Source organism: Vibrio sp. R10-SF1-ISO8, from assembly GCF_059833805.1.
Window position 1 is genome coordinate 141,389 of the sequence record NZ_JCBDHL010000008.1, and the last position, 21,331, is coordinate 162,719.

The following is a 21,331-nucleotide window of genomic DNA, read 5'->3' on the forward strand; positions in this document are numbered from 1 at the left end:
ATGACCACTCTTATTTCTGTGCTTAAACAACTGGCAAACAAATCCAGCATCAGACAACTTGATTATCAGTTTGCCCGCTTTATCGCTAGCCAGTCTCAGGATGATCAGCTCGCTTTTATTGCAGGAGTCGTCAGTCACGAACTTGGTAAAGGCCATATTTGTCTGCCGCTGTTTGATGCAGAAGGGCAGTCGGTCGACCTCGCCGCTAAGCTGGGTTTGTTTGGCGAAGCAGCATTAGAGTTGAATCAAACGCTAGTGGCAATTGACTGGGTGTCCTTGCTCAACAACTCTTGTTTGGTGGCTAAAAACTCAGCTGAAGAGAGTGAAGCGCTACCACTGATATTTGATGGTGAGCGACTCTATCTACACCGCTATTGGCACTATGAAGTGACCTTGGCTGAGCGTTTGAATAGCTTTGGGTCACCTATGATCCTAAAGCCTACTGAAATCCAAAATCTTTCTAATCTTCTCGATCATCTATTTGCTCGCAACTATCGCTATCTATTTGAAGCAATTAATAAATCTCAGCAAGAAGGTGACTCTTCTCCTGTGATGCGTCAGCGTATGGTTTGTGACCATCTAGACGTCGTGGCAGAGGATAAATTGGATTGGCCTACCATAGACCAAAAGCTCCTAGCCGCTAAAAACTTTGAGCAACTTTCGGTGCTGGATAAGTTAGTTCCTTTATCTGCGTGTGTGAATTGGCAGAAAGTTGCAGCCGCGGTTGCACTGAGTAAAAGGTTTGCCGTGATCTCTGGTGGTCCGGGTACAGGTAAAACGACCACCGTAACCAAGCTACTTGCCGCTTTGATTGAGCAAGTTCAAAGCTCATCGCAGCAAAATGCTCAAGCTGAGCAGCCAACGATTAAGTTGGCCGCACCAACAGGCAAAGCAGCTGCGAGATTAACTGAGTCGATTGGTAAAGCCGTGGCAGAGTTACCTGTCGCGCCTGAACTAAAACAAGCCATTCCAACCGATGCCAGTACATTACACCGATTGCTCGGCGCACTGCCTAACAGCTCAGAGTTTCGACACAACAGAGATAATCCACTCCACTTAGATATGCTGGTGGTCGATGAAGCCTCAATGGTCGATCTGCCTATGATGTACAAATTGGTCGATGCGTTACCTAAGCATGCCAGATTGATTCTACTGGGTGATAAAGATCAGTTGGCATCAGTCGAAGCGGGGGCGGTACTGGGGGACATTTGTTCTTTCAGCCAGCTAGGTTTTAGTCATGGTCAAGCGGCTCAAATTGCTCGCTTAACTGGTTTTGAAACACTGACTCACACGACGAACACGCAGCCCTCTATTGCTGATAGCTTATGTATGCTGAAGAAGAGCTATCGATTTGATGCTCGCTCTGGGATCGGTCAATTAGCGCAAGCCATTAACGCTGGTTCAGCGCAAAAAGTTGATTGGGTTTGGCAGAAAGACTTCTCTGATATCGCTAAGTTTCCGATCGATAGCCAGCACTACAATCAAATGGTGCAGACTTTGCTTGCTGAATACAGCCATTACCTTAAGCGAATTGATGTGCAGCAACTTGATTCTGCAACGGGCGAAGTCGAAACCATGGCGAAGCGGGCCAAAGCGGTATTGGATCAGTTTGCGCGTTGTCGTTTGTTGTGCGCTATTCGTGAGGGTGACTTTGGTGTTACTGGGCTTAATCAGCGTATTGAACGTGCACTGGCGGCTAAAAAGTTGATTCAAACCCAAGACGAGCTTTGGTATCACGGTAGACCTGTGATGGTGGCGAGAAATGACCATGCACTAGGTTTGTATAACGGTGATATCGGCATTTGCATGCTGGATGACTCGGAAAGCGAGCCAAGATTGAAGGTCTTCTTCGAACTGCCAGATGGCAGCGTCAAGTCAGTGTTGCCAAGCCGTGTACCAGAACACGAAACCGCTTATGCGATGACGATTCATAAATCTCAAGGGAGTGAATTTGAGCATACGCTAATGATTTTGCCACCAGATTTTACCCCGATTTTGACACGCGAGTTGATCTATACAGGGATAACGCGCGCGAAGAAACGTTTGAGTTTATACATTGATGAGCGAGTGATGAAGCGTGGAATTAAAGTTCGAACTGAGCGAGCGAGTGGGTTGATACACAGGTTGCAGCGAAGGGGATAACCATCCGTGGCTACCGTATTAAACGATTAAAGTGCTTTAGAGAAAGAGATACTGCGGATGCGGTACTTTTTCTGATAGTTCAGAATGAACGCTTTTAAGCCTTCTGTCACTGGGAAGACACAATGAACGTCTAGATCTTCTAGTAGTTCATTGTCTGCCATGTCCCAAAAACTCTGTACAGAGTTACAGATAATTTTCTTCATCGATAGTTTGCTCTTAGTGACGTAGTCAGTAACCTCAAGCAATCCTTGCGACTCAACTGAATAAAAAGTTAAGTAGAGAAGTGAATCCTATCTAGCTCCTCACTAGAGGTGAGGAGCTGAAATATTAACCAATTGGAAATATGAAATAAAGCTTATAATGTAAGAAAAATAAGCAATTTGGTCGCAAGTGTAAGAATTACAATTGCTTAGAGGACAAGTGCTAGAATCTTCGATTTTCGTTGATAATTGTATAAGTTTTGCTTCTGGGAGGGCAGGAAATCGACCCCCATCTCATGGAAGCCTTGTTCTCTGAACCAGTGAAGGCTATGAGTGGTTAAAACAAAGATGTGTTCAATACCCTGAGCCTTAGATTGTAAGCGCATATGGTTAAGCAGCAGTAAGCCTCTGTTTCCGTCACGATACTCAGGGTGAATCGCAACACAGGCCATCTCTGCCATTTTTTCATCTGGATAAGGATACAGAGCAGCGCAGCCGATGATCAGTCCATCTTTTTCGATGATGGTGAACTGATGCAGCTCTTGTTCTAGTTGTTCACGTGAGCGCCTTACCAATACACCTTGCTCTTCTAGTGGCTGAATCAGATCTAAAATGCCACCAATGTCATCAATGTCGGCAACTCGAACTTGCTCAGCACTCGCTTTCACCACCTGGGTTCCGATACCATCGAGTGAAAACAGTTCTTGTATTAAAGCGCCATCAACTTTATAGCTCACTAGGTGGCTGCGTGGAACCCCGGCTCGACAAGCCGCTGTTGCTGCACGTAGGAACCTCAGTGTACCAGAGGAGTTATCAACGCCTTCGACTCGATCTGTTTCTAGTCTAGATAAAATTCTTTCAGCATCTTTTGGGAATAACTCTGCGACGACATCGCCGTTCTCATCGATGATGCCTTGCTCTGAACAAAAGCCGATTAGTTTGTCTGCATTGAGCTTAATGGCGACCTGAGTAGCCACTTCTTCGGAAAGTAGATTAAACGACTCTCCAGTTACAGAACTCGCTATCGGGCCAAGGAGAACAATTGAACCCTGATCCAACATGCGATTGATCCCTTCAACATCGATGCGTCGAATCCTGCCACTGTGACAATAGTCGATGCCATCATCTACCCCGAGAGGTTGAGAGGTAATGAAGTTGCCGCTGACGACATTTAACTGAGTTCCAGCCATAGGCGTATTGCTTAAGCTCATCGACAGCTGGGCAGTGATGGTCAGCTGTAATTGCCCGGCAGCTTGCATGACGTAATTAAGGGATGTCTCATCCGTAACGCGGATTCCTTTGTGATATGGGCTATCGTACTGATTTTGCTGAAGAAGGTGATTGATTTGTGGTCGTGCTCCATGAACGAGAACAATTTTGACTCCCAAGCTATGCAATAGAGCCAGATCACTGATAATATTCGAAAAATTGCCGTCAGCCACGGCTTCTCCACCCAGCATAATAACTATGGTTTTATCTCGGTGAGCGTTGACGTAAGGAGCTGATTGTCTAAACCCTTTGACTAGGGCAGTGCTTCGAATCTTCACAATATCTTCCGTGAATTGAATTTATATACACTGATATTGCAATTTTATTCGTTATTCAGCAAGCGTTTTTTCAATGTGATGTAAGTGCTTCTTTATACTTTCGGTGTAACGAGCGAATTTCGACTTTGAGACTTGGAGTCATTGAGCGCGTCAAAATGGTTTTGTAATTCGCGGTAAACACATTTTTGGTTAACACTTAATGGTGATGTTATCAGTAGTGCATTGGTGATAAAGAAAGTGAGCGGTAAGAAAAAACTTCTTGAGCGATCGATAGTGTTAGGTGCAATCATTGCGGCGGTTTTAGCCATAATGATGGCGAGCAGTTTGTATCAGCTTTATTTGGAAAAGATCTACCCTAAATCGAATGTTTATGGCACCTGGGTTGAGCAAAACGTCGCATCTTATGCGGCGGAAGAGTTCGTTGTTAGCTCGTCGGGCATTTCGATCAACGGTGGTATTGTTGATACTCAGTATAGTTGGGACGGCTCCCATTTGGAGTATCGCCTTGGCGATAAGGTACGTAAGTTTAAAGCGCTCAATGAGGAATTTACCGAGCTGCAGTTAGTGTCAGAGCCCAACTACCAACCCGTGTATCGATTGTCAGAAAAAGTTAAAAATAACATTCATTAACGATGACTCGATTGCGAATTCCTAACAAGTTTGTCATGCTCATGGCATAGCTTGTTAGGGATAAAATCAGTGTTTAAAAAATATCTTCCTCTCGCAGCCGCCAGCGTCTTGTTTGGCTGTGCTCAACCTACTGACCGCGCTCAGCAATATGTCGATGATGAATTCAATTCAATTTTGAATAAATCTTCAGTTGTCGAATCGACCAAACCGCGCGATTTTACCGAGTTTCATCGTCAGGCTGAACAAGTCGTTGATAACTCTCCGTCGATGGCAAAGATCTATCAGCCCCTATATGACAAGTTAAATGAATGGGTATTACAAAGCGGTGAACCAACCGACTTAGCCAGCTTTGGCATTCAAGCGGCTCAACTGGGTGGTGGCGACAAACAAGGTAATGTTTTATTTACCGGCTACTTTTCTCCGGTGATGGAACTGCGCCATGAACCCAATGAAAAATTTAAATACCCAGTTTATGCCAAACCTGAGTGTGATAGCGATTGCCCGACCCGAGCTCAAATCTATGATGGTGCGCTAGAAGGTCAGGGGCTGGAGCTAGGTTACGCATCAAATAGGATCGACCCGTTTTTGATGGAAGTTCAGGGTAGTGGTTTTGTCCATTTCGAAGATGACGATACTTTGGAGTACTTCGCCTACGGAGGCAAAAACAACAAGGCGTATGTCAGCATCGGTAAGGTGTTAATAGAAAGAGACTTAGTGCCTAGAGCAAAAATGTCGATGAAAGCGATCAAAGAATGGGTAATGGAAAATGATGAAGCGACCGTACGTGAGCTTCTTGAACAGAATCCTTCTTTTGTTTTCTTTGAGCCTCGCGCTGACGCGCCAGTAACTGGCTCGGCCGGTATTCCACTTTTACCTATGGCATCTGTCGCAGGCGATCGCTCCATATTCCCAATGGGGACACCAATCCTTGCTGAAGTACCGCTGCTTAATCCTGATGGTTCATGGAGTGGTGCGCATCAGCTGCGTTTATTGATAGTGCTCGATACTGGCGGCGCTGTAAAACAGAACCATCTCGACCTTTACCATGGCATGGGGCCGCGTGCAGGCACAGAAGCTGGTCATTACAAACATTTCGGTCGAGTCTGGAAATTGGGGCTCGAAGGAAGTGCGACACAAGCGCCTTGGGCATTGCCTCCAGAAAAGCTACAATAGCTTCATCTAGACTTTTTAATTAAGAGTGCGTATAAATCGCACTCTTTGTTTTTGTACCCAGCGGAAAACCCCTATGCGTGAACTCGACACTCCTGCTTCTGAAAATTACAACCAACGTTTTGGTGGCACACGCCGTCTTTACGGTAACAGTGAAGTTGAGATTTTACGCGCTGCGCATGTCTGCGTAATTGGTATTGGTGGTGTTGGCTCGTGGGCCGTTGAGGCTCTGGCAAGAACGGGAATCGGTGAGCTAACCCTGATCGATATGGATGATGTGTGTGTGACTAATATAAACCGTCAGATTCACGCAATGAGCGGAACGGTTGGTCAGAGCAAGATCGAAGTGATGGCGGAAAGGGTTAAGCTGATTAACCCTGAGTGTAAAGTTAATCTGATCGATGATTTCATTACACCAGATAACCAGCATGAGTATTTAAGCAAAGAATACGACTATGTGCTGGATGCCATTGATAGTGTCAAAGCAAAAGCGTCACTACTTGCTTACTGTCGCAGTAACAAAATCAAAGTCATTACGACGGGCGGGGCTGGTGGTCAGGTTGACCCAACGCAAATTAAAGTCGCAGACCTGACAAAGACGATCCAAGACCCACTAGCGAAGAAGATCAAAGATACGCTACGTCGTCATCATAACTTTCCAACCAATCCGGCGCGCAAGTTCGGAATTGAGTGTGTCTTTTCCACAGAACAACTGAAATACCCTCAGCCAGATGGCAGCGTGTGTGGGGTCAAATCAACCGCTGAAGGGCCAAAACGTATGGATTGTGCCAGTGGTTTTGGTGCGGCTACCGTAGTAACAGCCACCTTTGGTTTTGTGGCGGTATCACGTATTGTTGAAAAGCTTATCCAGAAGTACAGCAAGTAAATTAGGTTAGAGAAAAGAATGTCACCGTTTCCTCAATCGCCGTTTGGCACTGAAATTACTGCCGAAGATATTGCCCAAACCATGCAAGGTTTCAAAGGCTGGGAAGATCGCTATCGTCAGGTTATCCAATGGGGTAAAAAACTGCCGAAGATGCCTGAAGAATTAAAGTCTGAACAAGTGACAGTTTCAGGCTGTGAAAGCACGGTATGGCTAGTCAGTCAAAAGTCAGATGGATTATGGCATTTCTGTGCTGATTCTGACGCACGTATTGTCCGTGGTCTGATTGCTTTAGTGATGGCAGCCTTTGATGGTAAATCTTCACAACAGATTCAATCTTTTGATATTGATGCTTATTTTGACAAGCTGGGTTTGATCGCTCATTTGAGTCCTTCGCGAGGCAATGGCTTAAAAGCAATTGTTGAGCAAATTAAGCAAACGACGGCTGAGTAAGCTAACCATCTTTGACTAGTTTGCTATTCCCGAGAGCGAAAAATAAGCGCTATCGGGAATCTTTCCACCATTTATATGCTCCCTTATAGGCCTGGTTAATAAATAACCGCTTCGATATTAACGCCTTAGTAAATACAGGGCTTTACAGGTCTTGTTGTCGCTGCGTAAAGGCTGTACAATTCGCGCCCTTAATTAATGTTCCGTCGCTTGAGAGGCCACATGACCACTGAAAAAATCAATCTACTCGACTTTGATCGTCAAGGTTTGCGTAAGTTTTTTGCCGATGAGCTTGGTGAAAAAGCATTCCGTGCAGATCAGGTGATGAAGTGGATCTACCATTTCGGTGTCGATAACTTCGATAATATGACCAACATTAATAAGAAGTTACGTGAAAAGCTGCAACATCGTTGTGAAATTAAAGCACCAACCGTAGCGGAAGCTCAGCACTCGTCAGATGGTACGATTAAGTGGGCAATGAAGGTTGGCGACCAAGACGTAGAAACGGTGTATATCCCAGAAGATGACCGAGCTACCTTGTGTGTTTCTTCACAAGTAGGTTGTGCGCTAGAGTGTAAATTCTGCTCAACTGCTCAACAAGGCTTCAACCGCAATCTAAAAGTCTCTGAAATTATTGGTCAAGTATGGCGTGCTGCGCGTGAGATCGGTTTAGAAAAAGAGACGGGCCGTCGTCCAATTACTAACGTAGTAATGATGGGGATGGGTGAGCCGCTGCTTAACATGAAGAACCTTATTCCTGCGCTTGAGCTAATGCTTGATGATCTAGGTTTTGGTTTGTCAAAGCGCCGTGTGACGGTATCAACATCTGGTGTCGTCTCTGGTCTTGATCAGATGACTGGTAAGATTGACGTTGCACTGGCAATCTCATTGCATGCGCCTAACGATAAGCTGCGTAGTGAAATCATGCCAATCAATGATCGTTGGGATATAGAAGATTTCTTAGCATCAGTTCGTCGTTACATTCAGTCCTCTAACGCAAACCGCGGCAAGGTAACGGTCGAGTATGTTCTGCTTGACCATGTCAATGATGATATGGACCACGCTCGTGAGCTTGCTGAGCTGTTAAAAGACACGCCTTGTAAGATCAACTTGATTCCGTTTAACCCGTACCCTGGATCGCCATACAAGAAGCCCAGCAACTCTCGTATCGACCGCTTCCAGAAGACCTTGATGCAATATGAACACACGGTAACAGTGCGTAAAACTCGTGGTGATGATATCGATGCAGCATGTGGTCAGCTAGTTGGCGACGTGATCGACCGTACTAAACGTACGGCGACCATTAAAGCGGCCAAAGGTGAAACAATCCAAGTTAAAGCAGTTTCATAAAGCGTGCTAAATTTGCCAAAGCCAGAGCCTAGCTCTGGCTTTTTTGTTACATCTGGTAGCGATCTCTCTGTCAAAATAACGAAAAACCTTGAGCTGCTTGTAAATTATGCGCTTTGTTTGTGTTGTTTCATCTATGATATCTATTAGAATTGAAGGTTAACGCTTTCGGGGTAAATTCCCCTGTCTATTGAGTGGGGCGTTAATTTAGAGTAATTGAGGTTAATCCTCGACATAATTCAGAGTTTGGTTATTTGCGCGCAACGAAAAATAAATAATTAAGCGGGGATATGACGAAACTTAAACGAGAAGAGAATTTTTAGAATCATGACAGCTGAACAACAACTTCAAGCGAGCGACGAGAACGTAGAAAAAGTAGAAGCAGGGACTCTGCTTAAAAATAAACGTGAGTCTCTTGGCCTGAGTCAAAAGCAAATTGCCGATCGCTTGCGTTTGCGTCTCTCTATCATCGAAAACATCGAAGCCAATAACTTTGCCTCTGATCAGGTTGCAACATTCACCCGTGGTTACTTACGCTCTTATGCTCGAGCGGTTGGGATAGCTGAATCAGAAGTGTTGTGTGCGCTTGACGGTTGTAAAGAGACTCAACCTGAAGAGCAAGAAATGAAAAGCTTCTCGCATAAAACCAAGCGTGAAGCTCATGATAGCCGCATAATGACTCTAACGATGGGCATCGTAATTGTCGTGTTAGGCATTTCATCCGTTTGGTGGTGGCAAAACCAAGAAAAAAGCATGGAGTCACTAACGACAGAAACGGATCAAGAGCTGCTGTTAGAAGAACAGCCGACAGAGAATCAGCCTCTGGACTTTACAACTCTTACAGAGGCTGGTACCGAGATAGAGCCACAGTCTGGCGAAGACGCCATTCAAGCTGTTGATTCAGTTGTGAATCAGCCAAGCGCACAAAGCACGTCTTCTGATGTGGTAGAAACCGAAATTGTTGCAGAGTCTCAGGAGTTACCAGAGACCCAGCCGCAGCAACCAAGCGTTAGTGAAGAGCAAGTAGAACCGACAGCTGTAGCTGCGGCACCAAAAGCTGAACAGCCTGCGGCAGCTGAAAACCTGTTGGTTATGTCATTCAGCGATGACTGCTGGATTCAAGTCAAAGACGCTTCAGGAAAAACCCTTTCTACTGGAGTGAAGAAAGCAGGACAGAGCCTCAATTTAAGCGGCAATTTGCCTTATAGTGTCATTTTAGGTGCACCTGAAAACGTTTCAATGACATTAGCGAGTGAACCTGTCGACCTTTCTGGGTATACTTCAGGCAAAGTAGCAAGATTCAACTTACCTTAAAAAATTACTATGCAATACGAATCTCCTATCAAACGTCGCCCATCGACTCGTATCTATGTGGGCGACGTACCTATTGGTGACGGCGCACCGATTGCTGTGCAGTCGATGACTAATACTAGAACAACAGACGTTGAAGCGACTGTTGCTCAAATTAAATCACTGGAAAATGTCGGTGCTGATATCGTTCGCGTATCGGTACCAACTATGGATGCAGCAGAGGCATTCAAGCAAATTAAACAGCAAGTCAATATCCCTCTCGTAGCGGATATTCATTTTGACTATCGTATCGCGCTAAAAGTGGCAGAGTACGGTGTGGACTGTTTACGCATCAACCCTGGCAATATCGGTAATGAAGACCGTATCCGCTCAGTGGTTGACTGCGCACGCGACAAAAACATTCCGATTCGTATTGGTGTGAATGGTGGCTCGTTAGAGAAAGACATTCAGATGAAATACGGCGAACCAACTCCAGAGGCGTTGGTGGAGTCTGCGATGCGTCATGTCGATATTCTTGATCGACTTAACTTCGACCAATTTAAAGTAAGTGTGAAAGCCTCAGATGTTTTCCTTGCTGTCGATTCCTATCGTTTACTAGCGAAGAAGATCGAACAGCCGCTTCACTTAGGTATTACTGAAGCAGGCGGCGCACGAGCTGGCGCAGTGAAATCTTCAGTTGGTCTCGGGATGTTGTTGGCAGAAGGGATTGGCGACACGCTGCGTATCTCTCTTGCGGCTGACCCAGTTGAAGAGATCAAAGTCGGTTTTGATATCCTAAAGTCGCTACGTATTCGCTCTCGCGGTATTAACTTTATTGCTTGCCCAAGCTGTTCGCGCCAAGAATTTGATGTGATTGGTACCGTGAACGCACTGGAGCAGCGTTTAGAAGACGTGATTACACCAATGGATGTGTCCATTATCGGCTGTGTGGTCAATGGTCCGGGTGAAGCAGAAGTGTCTCATTTAGGCTTAGCAGGAAGTAACAAGAAGAGCGCATTCTACGAAGACGGTAAACGTCAGAAAGAGCGTTTTGACAATAACGACCTTGTTGACCAGCTAGAAGCTAAAATTCGTGCAAAAGCTTCAACATTAGACGAAGCAAACCGCATCGACGTTAAAGTACAAGATTAATCTCAACGTAACCCAAATTACGGTAACTATTTTTTACGGTAGATAACTGTGGCAAAGAAAATCCAAGCAATTCGAGGCATGAACGACTGCCTTCCAACTCAATCACCACTGTGGCAGAAACTTGAAAACACAGTGAAGAACGTAATCAGCGCCTACGGTTACAACGAAGTGCGTATGCCAATCGTTGAGATGACTCATCTATTCAGTCGCGCTATCGGTGAAGTGACCGACGTGGTTGAAAAAGAGATGTACACTTTTGAAGACCGTAACGGCGACAGCTTAACCCTTCGTCCAGAAGGCACGGCTGGCTGTGTACGTTCTTGTATTGAAAACAGCCTGATCAACCGTGATGAACAGCGCCTATGGTACATGGGTCCAATGTTCCGCCACGAGCGTCCGCAAAAAGGTCGCTACCGTCAGTTCCACCAATGTGGTGTTGAGGTATTTGGTCTAGATGGCCCAGATGTTGATGCAGAACTTATCATAATGACGGCTCGTCTATGGCGTGAACTTGGTATTGATAAGCACGTTCGTCTAGAGCTGAACTCAATTGGTTCACTGGAAGACCGTGCGAATTACCGTACTGCACTGATTGCCTTCCTAGAGCAGCACATTGATATTCTGGATGATGATTGTAAACGTCGTATGCACACTAACCCGCTGCGTGTACTGGATACTAAGAACCCAGATGTACAAGCGATTCTAGGTGATGCACCACGTTTATCTGATTACCTTGGCGAAGAGTCAAAGCAACATTTTGCAGGTCTTTGTGAACTTCTTGACGCGGCAGGTATCGAATACACAGTTAACGAGCGTTTAGTTCGTGGTCTGGATTACTACAACCGTACTGTATTTGAGTGGATTACTGAAAGCTTAGGTGCTCAAGGCACCGTATGTGGTGGTGGTCGTTACGATGGTCTAGTGGAACAGCTAGGCGGTAAAGCTACACCAGCAGTGGGTTTTGCTATGGGTCTTGAGCGTCTGGTTCTTATGCTAGAAACTCTAGAGCTAACAGAAGTTCGTCGTAGTGTTGATGTTTACATGGTAACGGCAGGCGAAGGCACAATGCTCGCGGGTATGAAGCTAGCAGAGACACTACGTGAACAAGTCCCTGGACTACGTGTTATGAGCCACTTCGGTGGTGGTAACTTTAAGAAGCAGTTCAAGCGCGCAGACAAAGTAGGCGCAGCTGTGGCTCTAGTACTTGGTGAAAACGAAGTCGCTGACAACACAGTGGTATTGAAGGATCTGATTGGCGGTACTCAAGATACGCTGAGCCAAGCAGATGTTATCGCTAAGCTAGCAGAGCTCGTTTAATATTAATGAATTTTGAGTGGCAGTTTCGGCTGCCATTTTGATGTAAGAGGACAGGAAGTGGAACTCTACGATACTGAAGAACAACAAGTAGAAGCGATCAAAGATTGGTGGAAAGAGAACGGCAAAGCAGTGATTTTAGGTGCTGTCGTTGGTCTAGGCGGTCTGTTTGGCTGGCGTTATTACCAAGATTCAGTGACCGCGGCTCAAGAAGCGGCGTCTGAAAGCTACACTAAAGCGGTTCAAGCACTCGCTGAAAAAGGCGCATCTGCAGAAGGCGATATTCAAGCTTTCATCGATGCAAACAAAGAAACTGAATACTCAGTGTTAGCCGCGCTGCAATTGGCCAAAGTCCAAGTTGAAGCTGGTAACCTTGATGAAGCTTTGGCTCAACTAGAGTGGGCTAAGTCAGCAACGAAAGATGCAGCGGTTTCTGCGGTACTTGATTACCGTTTGGCACGTGTTAAAGCGGAGCAAGGCGAATTTGATGCAGCTGTTGCTCAGCTGGCTAACATTACAGACGAAAGCTGGGCTGGTCGTGTTGCCGAGCTAAAAGGTGACATCCTTCTGCGTAAAGGTGATGCACAAGCGGCGTATGCAGCATACACCGAAGCACAGCAGTCAGGTGATGCGAGCCAGACTCTACAGATGAAACTGGATGATCTAGCCAAGTAAGGGCGTCGCATGAAGAATATGCTGAAAAAAGCACTCACAACGGCGATGTTCGTTGGTGTTCTTGCGGGCTGTGCCGGCGAAGAAGATACCATCATTATGTCACCTGTACCGCAAGTTGACAGTGAGTTCACTCCGTCAAGCCAATGGAGCACTTCTGTTGGTAATGGTGTTGGTCAATACTACTCTAAGCTGACTCCTGAGTACGCTTATGGCAAAGTTTTTGTCGCAAGCCGTGACGGTGTAGTTAAAGCTTTGGATCCTGAAAATGGTAAAACCTTGTGGGAAACCGAGATTGAAGCGGATGTGTCTGCTCGTCTAGCGGGTGGTATTACTGCAGGTTACAGCCAAATCTTTATTGGTAGTGAAAACGGTCAAGTGATCGCCTTCAATGAAGAAACTGGTGAAGTTAACTGGCAAGTCGACGTTGACGGCGAAGTGCTAACGGCACCAGCAACAGACAACAATTTTGTCATTGTTCACACCAACAGCGGTATGTTAGTGGCGCTAGACCAAGAAACTGGCGAAACTAAATGGACCATCAGTACGGAAGTGCCAAACCTAACTTTGCGTGGTAATAGTACACCTGTTACTGCTTCTGGTGGTGTCTTCTGGGGCACGGCAAACGGTCGACTAGCGGCAGCGATTGTTGAGCGTGGACAGCTCATTTGGCAACAACCAATCGGTATGCCACAAGGCGCCACTGAGATTGATCGCCTAGTTGATGTCGATGCCGCACCGCTGATTTTGGGTAGTTCTCTCTATATCGTAGGTTACAACGGACAGCTAACAGCAATTGACCTGCGTTCTGGCAAACCAGCTTGGAAACGTAGTTACTCTTCAGCGACCGATCTTGCTAGCGACGGCAGTCGTCTGTACTTAGTGACAGAAAAAGATCATCTTGTTGCTGTTGACGCTCGAAGTGGTACTGAGCTGTGGACCAATGACCAGCTTGAGCACCGACTACTGACAGCTCCAGTAATGATTGATGAGTACGTTGTGGTTGGAGATAGCGAAGGCTATTTGTACTGGATCGATCGCAGCAGTGGCGAATTTGTTTCAATGCAGCAAGTGAACAGTACTGGCTTTGCTGTAGCACCGATTGCAGTGCCTGGTGGCTACGTGCTGATGACTCGCAATGGCGATGTAAAGAAACTGACGATCAACGAGTAATCGTGTGATATAATTCACATTCGGCTCCTAGCTGGTAACAGTTGGGAGCCGTTTGTTTGTTTTAGAACCCATAGTTACATGTGGTTATAGGTAAAGCGCTCAAAATGTGGACTCTGCTGAGTTGTTACCTATAACTACATAAAGAAAAGAATATTGTAGAGGTTGTTATGGTACCTGTTGTTGCTCTGGTAGGGCGTCCAAACGTTGGTAAATCAACGTTGTTTAACCGATTGACTCGTACTCGCGACGCGTTGGTTGCGGATTTCCCTGGCTTAACTCGTGACCGTAAATATGGCCAAGCGAAGCTTGGTGAGCATGAATTTATCGTGATTGATACCGGCGGTATTGATGGTACGGAAGAAGGCGTTGAAACTAAAATGGCTGAACAGTCATTGGCAGCGATTGACGAAGCTGATGTCGTGCTGTTTATGGTCGATGGCCGCGCTGGTCTTACGCCGTCTGATATTGCGATTTCTAATCACCTACGCAAAATTGAAAAACCTTCAATGCTTGTGGTGAACAAGGTTGATGGTATTGATGCTGACGCTGCATCTGCTGACTTCTGGCAATTGGGTGTTGAAAACATGTACCAGATTGCTGCTGCTCATGGCCGTGGTGTTGGTGCACTGATCGACCGAGCTCTGAATCCATTTGCTGAAAAAATGGCGGAAGAAGCGCAAGGTGAAATCGAAGACTTAACTGAATTCGTTGACGAAGAAGAAGAGAAACTCGACTACACCGAAGAAGAAGCGGAAGAAGAGTTCAAACGTCTACAAGATCAGCCGATCAAACTGGCGATTATTGGTCGTCCTAACGTAGGTAAATCTACCCTGACTAACCGTATTCTCGGTGAAGAGCGCGTGGTTGTTTACGATATGCCAGGCACGACTCGTGACTCTATCTACATTCCTATGGAGCGTGATGGTCGTGAATACGTTCTTATCGATACAGCGGGTGTACGTCGTCGTAAGCGTATCAACGAAACTGTTGAAAAGTTCTCTGTAGTTAAAACGTTGAAGGCTGTGGAAGACGCTAACGTTGTCCTACTGGTTATCGATGCTCGTGAAAACATCTCAGATCAAGATCTAAGTCTACTTGGCTTTGCACTTAACGCTGGTCGTTCAATTGTGCTTGCAGTGAACAAGTGGGACGGTCTGGATATGGACGTAAAAGAGCACGTTAAGAAAGAGCTTGATCGTCGCTTAGGTTTCGTCGACTTTGCTCGAATTCACTTTATCTCTGCACTTCACGGTACAGGTGTTGGTCACTTATTTGAGTCTGTTCAAGAGGCATACAAATCAGCGACAACTCGTGTAGGGACTTCTGTGCTGACGCGTATCATGAAAATGGCAACTGATGATCACCAACCGCCACTAGTGCGCGGTCGTCGTGTTAAACTCAAATACGCGCACGCTGGTGGTTACAACCCACCGATCGTTGTGATTCACGGTAACCAAGTAAATGAACTACCAGATTCGTACAAACGTTATCTGATGAACTACTACCGTAAGTCATTGGAAATCATGGGTACACCGATTCGTATCCAGTTCCAAAGCAGCGATAACCCATTTGAGGGTAAATCGAACAAAATGACTATGTCTCAAGAGCGCAAACGTAAACGCCTAATGAGCATGATGAAAAATCGTAAGAAGTAACTCTGCTTCCTAACGGTAGAAACGACTAATTTCGACAAAAGCGCCTGATAATCTCGGCGCTTTTTTTATACCAGTCGGGATGAATCAGTGATCCGCGATGTTCACTAGCAAGAATGACCAGATGTTTATTCTGGTTAGTATGATATGGAAAGAATAGAAAGATGCACATTACACCCACCATTACACAATTCTGTCATCAGACTTGGCAGCTAGAAGCCAGTATTCAACTGACCAAGTTAACCGAAGAGCACTTTTATGTCGTAACCGATACCACGCCTTTTCATCCAGTGAGCCATATTTGGCCTGATCACCCAGCAGATAAAGGCACACTGAATGGTCATGTTGTACAAGATTGCCAAGTGGGTGCTGTCGATACTGAAAGCGGTGAACTCTATGTTGGACAAGCGATTCCGGTTAAACGCGATGAAGCTGGATGGGTGTTTGTCACAGTGCATTGTTTATCAGCAGATTGTTCTGATTTAACCACAGGGCAGAGCGTGAACTTATCTGTTGATAAAGATTACCAATTGGCACTCAGTCGAGGCCATAGTGCAGGCCACTTATCCTATCTTGCGTTAAATAAGGTCCTGACCGAACAAGGCTATTGGCGCAAAGATGCTGATCGCAAAGACCCTCACGGAAACTATGATTTCAACAGTTATGCTCAAGTGACCAGCTTTGTTACCCCAGATAAGTGCTTAGATACCTATCGATTAGGGAAAACACTACGTAAACGAGGTTTAAATAGCGCTGATATGCTTTCGGATTTAAGTCACATTGAGCAGCTAGTTAACGTGCAGTTGATCAAGTGGCTTGAGCTCAATTCTGACATCAAAGTTAAGTGTGATGGCGAGGCTTTGACCGATTCTCGATACTGGCAATGTGACTTAAATGAATCTGTGGTGGCAGTCATTCCGTGCGGCGGCACACATGCCAACTCACTGGATGAATATCTTGCTATTGAGGTAAGTTTACGTAGTGTCGATGAACAAAATATTGAAATGCACACCAATGTAAAACCGGCTTAATGGAATCTGATCTTTTTATTAAATGCTAAAAGTTGGATTTAAAGTTTCATTCATGAAGTTTTATGCTTTTTAAAATCCAAATGCAGCACATGTAACTTATGCTTTCGGTATGTGGTTATATAAATGTTCTTTTTGGGGCAGATCGCTGATCACTTTGGATTTTGCCGACGATCAGACTTGGATCTTTTATCATCTTAACGGTTTTGGTAGTAAAGATTAATTGCTCGTGATTATTAATGAGCTAGAGATCGGCTAAAAAGCTCAAACTTTATGCTAGTGTTCGAGGTGAAAAACTAAAACAAATAAAGTAGTCGCCTTATGAGTCACCTTGAACTTCTCACAGCTCACAGAGAAGTAAATAAGCTGCTCGCAAAACTAGCCTTAGGAATGGGAAAAGAAGAACTCAATCGAAGAGTTGTCGATCTTTCTGAAAGTTGGTTTGGCGAGCGCAGAGCATCAATTCTTCGTTTAGAACAGAACACTGCGAAACTATATTTAGAGTATGCCCCTAGTTTGCCAAAGTTGTACAACGATGCCATAGAAGGGGTTGAAATAGGGGCTAATGTTGGCTCTTGTGGTGCAGCTGCATATCTAAAGCAGACAGTGGTCGTCGAGGATATCAACCTTCACCCTAATTGGGCACCATTTCTTTCAATAACGGCTCAAGCCAATTTGAGAGCTTGCTGGTCGGTGCCTATCTTATCAAGCGAAGACACCGCAATGGGGACATTTGCAATCTATAGCTCAACACCATCTGCTCCCGCGGCTCATGAGCTCGAAGTACTTGAGATGTTAGCCTCATTGTATGCGGTTGCCTGGGAAAAATATCAGCTTGAAGAACAGCTTTATTATCATGCGCGGTATGATTCGCTAACCAAGTGCTTAAATCGCTCTGCATTGCTAGACCAAGTCGCTGATTGCTTAAACACCGATCTTCAGTATGTCTCTTGCTTCTTCGCCGATATAGACCAGTTTAAGTTGATTAATGATCGTTTTGGTCATGAAGTCGGTGATAAAGTACTGTCTACCGTTGGAGCGCTGCTTAACCAAACCTTTAAAGGTTGCAGTCTAAAAGGCCGCTATGGCGGAGACGAGTTTGTTGTGTTTTCCTTCTCGAATAGTAGAGAAGTGTTCACAGAGCTCGAAGAAATGTTTAATCAACAGCTGAAGAATGTCTCCCCAATAGAAGGTTTAACGATCAAAGTGAGTGTGGGTAAGGCCGTATGCGAAGTAAGCCGAGTGACATCACTACAAAGCTTGATAAAGCTTGCTGATCAGCAGATGTATAAGGTTAAACACCAGCGCAGGCATGACAAAGATCAAGGCAAACTTACCGCAGAATATTAAAGTGAACGTAAGTTGTGAAAGATTGTTGAGTGCCCGTATGAACGATAACATTTGCCCTGTATGCGAAGACGAACTCGAGTGGACAGGCAAATACCACTGTTCTGCTTGTGATGAGAGTTATATTAAGGTGGGCTTTTGCCCTGATTGTGAAGCCGAGTTAGAAAAGCTCCAAGCATGTGGAGCAGCGAACTACTTTTGCAATAACTGCAATGAACTGAAATCTAAATCTCGTGTTCGATTCGAGTTTCAACCAAGCTAGTTCTCTAGTTCTCTAGTTCTCTAGTTCTCTAGTTCTCTAGTTCACGATTGAACGAACTTCGCCATCAGAAAGACGGGTGACCAAAGTGTCACCTGTTTTTATTTGTGAGGATTGAGTCACTACTTTACCTTGTTCGGTCTGGGTGATCGAATAACCACGTTTGAGCGTGGCTAGTGGGCTTACTGTCTCAAGCTTTTCCGCTGCCATTGCAAGTTGGTGGCGAGTATTGAGCAGTTTTCGATCCATTGCATCCAATAGCTTTTGCTCCAGTCTTTGTAATGAAGCATTTTGCTCGGCTAGTCGTTTGATTGGAGAATTAAGCTGAATTTTGTGCTGCTGACGTTCAATCTTCTGATTGCGCAGAGAGATAAATTGCCCCATAGCACGGTGCAATCTAGCCTCAAGCTCGTCTAACTGTTGGCTTTGACGCTGCAGTTGATAATTAGGATGGTGGCGCTCGATACGGTGAAGTAAAGAAGTGGTCGTTCTTTTTTGCTCAGCCAAGTAGTAGCGCATTGATCTAATCAGTTTGTGCTGGCGAGTGGTGAGCGCTTGCTCTTTGTGGCTGTTATCTCGACTAACTAATTCGGCTGCGGCTGATGGAGTAGGAGCACGCATATCCGCAACAAAGTCGGCAATCGTCACATCGACTTCATGGCCGACTGCGCTGATGATCGGGATTTGGCTGGCGGCAATGGTGCGCGCCAGTATTTCATTGTTAAAACACCACAAGTCTTCCAGTGAGCCACCACCACGTCCAACAATTAAAACGTCACACTCATTGCGGCTATTTGCACAGCCAATGGCTTGTGCTATTTGGATAGCGGCTTCTTCTCCCTGAACCATGGTTGGATAAACAACCACAGGAAGGGAAGGGTCACGACGCTTAAGTACATCGAGGATATCGAACAGTGCAGCGCCCGTTTTCGACGTGACAACTCCGACGCGCTTAGGGTGCTCTGGTAACGGCTGTTTACTGGTTTGAGCGAATAAACCTTCCCCCGCCAGTTTCATCTTCAGCTCTTCAAATTGCTGTTGAAGTCTGCCATCACCTTCGGGCTGCATACTTTCAATGATCAACTGATAGTCACCGCGAGGCTCATAAAGAGATAAACGTGCTTTGACTAAGACTTGATTGCCGTTTTGAGGTTTGAAAGTAACGCGACGATTGTTACCACGAAACATGGCACATTTAACTTGAGCGCGAGAGTCTTTTAGAGTGAGGTACCAGTGCCCAGAAACAGGCGCGGAGAAATTAGAGATTTCTCCTACTAACCAAACAATGCCCATTTCATTTTCTAGTAACAGACGGACTTCAGCATTAAGACGAGAAACAGTGAAGATGTTTTGATTGGTCAGAGAAGACACAGCTAATTCCGTGGACGTGGGTATGGAAATTAGCGGCAATATAATACATAGCAAGGGGGTAAATGCAAGAAAAAAATTAAAAAATTTGTGGTCAAGCGATTGCGTTAGCCGTATAATCCGTCCGCAATATCTAATCCAAATGCAGCCAAGCATCTCCGCTTACTGCCCTCATTATGCGAAACGATGAGATTGGATTGTTCTTTTTACTCCTCTAATTGTGAGATATTGCAAATGCTAAGAATTGCCAAAGAAGCGCTGACATTCGATGACGTACTACTTGTGCCAGCACACTCCACTGTTCTCCCAAACACAGCTGATCTTCGCACTCAGCTAACTAAGAACATCACCCTAAACATCCCAATGATTTCGGCGTCTATGGACACCGTTACTGAAGCGCGCCTAGCAATTGCACTAGCGCAAGAGGGTGGCATTGGCTTTATCCACAAGAACATGTCGATTGAGCAGCAAGCAGAAATGGTTCATCAGGTTAAGATTTACGAAGCAGGTGTGGTTTCTCACCCTGTGACAGTTAGCCCTGATGCATCAATTGCTGATGTGGTTGCTCTTACTGAAAAGCATGGTTTTGCAGGTTTCCCTGTAGTTACTGAAAACAATGAACTTGTTGGTATCATCACTGGTCGTGACGTTCGTTTCGTAACGGATCTTTCTAAGAAAGTAGAAGTTGTGATGACGCCTAAAGAGCGTCTAGCGGCTGTTAAAGAAGGTGCGACTCGCGAAGAAGTTCAAGAGAAAATGCACGAAGCGCGCGTAGAGAAAGTACTGGTTGTGAATGATGAGTTCCAACTAACCGGTATGATCACCGCAAAAGACTTCCATAAAGCAGAGCGTAAACCAAACGCATGTAAAGACGAGCAAGGTCGCCTACGTGTAGGTGCAGCCGTTGGTGCGGGCGCGGGTAACGAAGAGCGCGTAAAAGCTCTAGTTGAAGCAGGCGTTGACGTTCTACTTATCGACTCTTCACACGGTCACTCTGAAGGTGTTCTAAACCGTATTCGCGAAACTCGCGCGGCATACCCAGATCTAGACATCATTGGCGGTAACGTAGCAACAGGTGCAGGTGCGAAGGCTCTGATCGAAGCTGGCGTAAGCGCAGTGAAAGTGGGGATTGGCCCTGGTTCTATCTGTACAACTCGTATCGTTACTGGTGTTGGTGTACCTCAAGTTACTGCTATTGCAGACGCAGCAGAAGTTGCTGGCGAGTACGGCATTCCTGTTATTGCTGACGGCGGTATTCGTTTCTCAGGTGATATCTGTAAAGCAATCGTTGCTGGCGCATCTTGTGTGATGGTTGGTTCAATGTTTGCGGGTACTGAAGAAGCTCCGGGTGAAGTGATTCTATACAACGGTCGTTCATACAAAGCTTACCGTGGTATGGGTTCACTAGGCGCTATGTCTCAAGGCTCTTCTGACCGTTACTTCCAGTCAGATAACGCAGCAGACAAGCTAGTACCAGAAGGTATCGAAGGTCGTATCGCATACAAAGGCCGCCTAAAAGAGATCGTTCACCAACAGATGGGTGGTCTACGTTCAAGCATGGGTCTTACAGGCAGTGCAACGGTTGAAGATATGCGTACTAAAGCTGAATTTGTACGTATTTCAGGCGCTGGCATGAAAGAGTCTCATGTACACGACGTTCAGATCACGAAGGAAGCACCAAACTACCGTCTAGGTTAATTTTTACTG

General features: G+C 45.6%; 19 protein-coding genes. 16 read left to right on the forward strand and 3 right to left on the reverse strand.

Annotation, left to right across the window (positions count from 1 at the left end):
- On the forward strand, positions 1–2,142 hold the full coding sequence (recD, locus tag AC6R00_RS04345; protein WP_500639441.1) for an exodeoxyribonuclease V subunit alpha: 2,142 nt from the start codon (positions 1–3) through the stop codon (positions 2,140–2,142).
- Positions 2,143–2,168: 26 nt separating this feature from the next.
- On the opposite strand, the gene AC6R00_RS04350 is transcribed toward recD, so the two are convergent.
- Both AC6R00_RS04350 and argA read right to left on the reverse strand, forming a co-directional pair.
- Complete coding sequence (locus AC6R00_RS04350; protein ID WP_004746266.1) at positions 2,169–2,345, reverse strand: hypothetical protein; 177 nt, start codon at positions 2,343–2,345, stop codon at positions 2,169–2,171.
- 206 nt (positions 2,346–2,551) lie between these two features.
- Positions 2,552–3,889 (reverse strand): amino-acid N-acetyltransferase, encoded by a 1,338-nt coding sequence (gene argA / locus AC6R00_RS04355; RefSeq protein ID WP_500639442.1) that lies wholly within the window; start codon positions 3,887–3,889, stop codon positions 2,552–2,554.
- Positions 3,890–4,126: 237 nt separating this feature from the next.
- Between argA and AC6R00_RS04360 the strand changes: the two genes are divergently transcribed.
- The 14 genes from AC6R00_RS04360 (at position 4,127) to AC6R00_RS04425 (ending at position 18,259) form a co-directional block, all read left to right on the forward strand.
- The gene (locus AC6R00_RS04360) at positions 4,127–4,519 is read left to right on the forward strand and encodes a DUF2850 domain-containing protein (protein ID WP_500639443.1); all 393 of its coding nucleotides are present in this window, start codon (positions 4,127–4,129) and stop codon (positions 4,517–4,519) included.
- Positions 4,520–4,588: 69 nt separating this feature from the next.
- The gene (gene mltA / locus AC6R00_RS04365) at positions 4,589–5,692 is read left to right on the forward strand and encodes a murein transglycosylase A (RefSeq protein WP_500639444.1); all 1,104 of its coding nucleotides are present in this window, start codon (positions 4,589–4,591) and stop codon (positions 5,690–5,692) included.
- A 73-nt stretch (positions 5,693–5,765) separates the two neighbouring features.
- Positions 5,766–6,575 carry a tRNA cyclic N6-threonylcarbamoyladenosine(37) synthase TcdA gene (gene tcdA, locus AC6R00_RS04370; RefSeq protein ID WP_500639445.1) on the forward strand — a complete coding sequence of 270 codons (810 nt, stop codon included), beginning with the start codon at positions 5,766–5,768 and terminating at the stop codon, positions 6,573–6,575.
- A gap of 18 nt (positions 6,576–6,593) precedes the next feature.
- Positions 6,594–7,025, forward strand: coding sequence for a cysteine desulfurase sulfur acceptor subunit CsdE (csdE, locus tag AC6R00_RS04375; protein ID WP_500639446.1), 432 nt, complete (start codon positions 6,594–6,596; stop codon positions 7,023–7,025).
- Between the two features lie 219 nt (positions 7,026–7,244).
- On the forward strand, positions 7,245–8,372 hold the full coding sequence (gene rlmN, locus AC6R00_RS04380; RefSeq protein WP_500639447.1) for a dual-specificity RNA methyltransferase RlmN: 1,128 nt from the start codon (positions 7,245–7,247) through the stop codon (positions 8,370–8,372).
- A gap of 324 nt (positions 8,373–8,696) precedes the next feature.
- On the forward strand, positions 8,697–9,683 hold the full coding sequence (gene rodZ, locus AC6R00_RS04385; RefSeq protein WP_500639448.1) for a cytoskeleton protein RodZ: 987 nt from the start codon (positions 8,697–8,699) through the stop codon (positions 9,681–9,683).
- 9 nt (positions 9,684–9,692) lie between these two features.
- Positions 9,693–10,811 carry a flavodoxin-dependent (E)-4-hydroxy-3-methylbut-2-enyl-diphosphate synthase gene (ispG, locus tag AC6R00_RS04390; protein WP_500639449.1) on the forward strand — a complete coding sequence of 373 codons (1,119 nt, stop codon included), beginning with the start codon at positions 9,693–9,695 and terminating at the stop codon, positions 10,809–10,811.
- A gap of 48 nt (positions 10,812–10,859) precedes the next feature.
- Positions 10,860–12,128 carry a histidine--tRNA ligase gene (gene hisS / locus AC6R00_RS04395; RefSeq protein ID WP_500639450.1) on the forward strand — a complete coding sequence of 423 codons (1,269 nt, stop codon included), beginning with the start codon at positions 10,860–10,862 and terminating at the stop codon, positions 12,126–12,128.
- A 57-nt stretch (positions 12,129–12,185) separates the two neighbouring features.
- On the forward strand, positions 12,186–12,800 hold the full coding sequence (locus AC6R00_RS04400) for a YfgM family protein (RefSeq protein WP_004746277.1): 615 nt from the start codon (positions 12,186–12,188) through the stop codon (positions 12,798–12,800).
- A gap of 9 nt (positions 12,801–12,809) precedes the next feature.
- A complete protein-coding gene (bamB, locus tag AC6R00_RS04405; RefSeq protein ID WP_500639451.1) occupies positions 12,810–13,970 on the forward strand; it encodes an outer membrane protein assembly factor BamB in 1,161 nt (386 codons plus the stop codon).
- A gap of 167 nt (positions 13,971–14,137) precedes the next feature.
- Positions 14,138–15,625: a ribosome biogenesis GTPase Der gene (der, locus tag AC6R00_RS04410; RefSeq protein ID WP_004746279.1), complete on the forward strand. Its 1,488-nt coding sequence runs from the start codon at positions 14,138–14,140 to the stop codon at positions 15,623–15,625.
- Positions 15,626–15,786: 161 nt separating this feature from the next.
- The gene (locus tag AC6R00_RS04415) at positions 15,787–16,653 is read left to right on the forward strand and encodes an alanyl-tRNA editing protein (RefSeq protein WP_500639452.1); all 867 of its coding nucleotides are present in this window, start codon (positions 15,787–15,789) and stop codon (positions 16,651–16,653) included.
- A gap of 318 nt (positions 16,654–16,971) precedes the next feature.
- Positions 16,972–18,000 (forward strand): sensor domain-containing diguanylate cyclase, encoded by a 1,029-nt coding sequence (locus AC6R00_RS04420; RefSeq protein ID WP_500639453.1) that lies wholly within the window; start codon positions 16,972–16,974, stop codon positions 17,998–18,000.
- A 37-nt stretch (positions 18,001–18,037) separates the two neighbouring features.
- The gene (locus AC6R00_RS04425; RefSeq protein WP_004746282.1) at positions 18,038–18,259 is read left to right on the forward strand and encodes a zinc ribbon domain-containing protein; all 222 of its coding nucleotides are present in this window, start codon (positions 18,038–18,040) and stop codon (positions 18,257–18,259) included.
- Positions 18,260–18,295: 36 nt separating this feature from the next.
- Here AC6R00_RS04425 and xseA read toward each other — a convergent pair whose 3' ends face one another.
- A complete protein-coding gene (xseA, locus tag AC6R00_RS04430) occupies positions 18,296–19,627 on the reverse strand; it encodes an exodeoxyribonuclease VII large subunit (protein WP_500639454.1) in 1,332 nt (443 codons plus the stop codon).
- Between the two features lie 231 nt (positions 19,628–19,858).
- Here xseA and guaB point away from each other — a divergent pair, with 231 nt between their 5' ends.
- Positions 19,859–21,322, forward strand: a complete 1,464-nt coding sequence (guaB, locus tag AC6R00_RS04435) for an IMP dehydrogenase (protein ID WP_239850989.1) — start codon at positions 19,859–19,861, stop codon at positions 21,320–21,322.
- Positions 21,323–21,331: the final 9 nt, after the last annotated feature.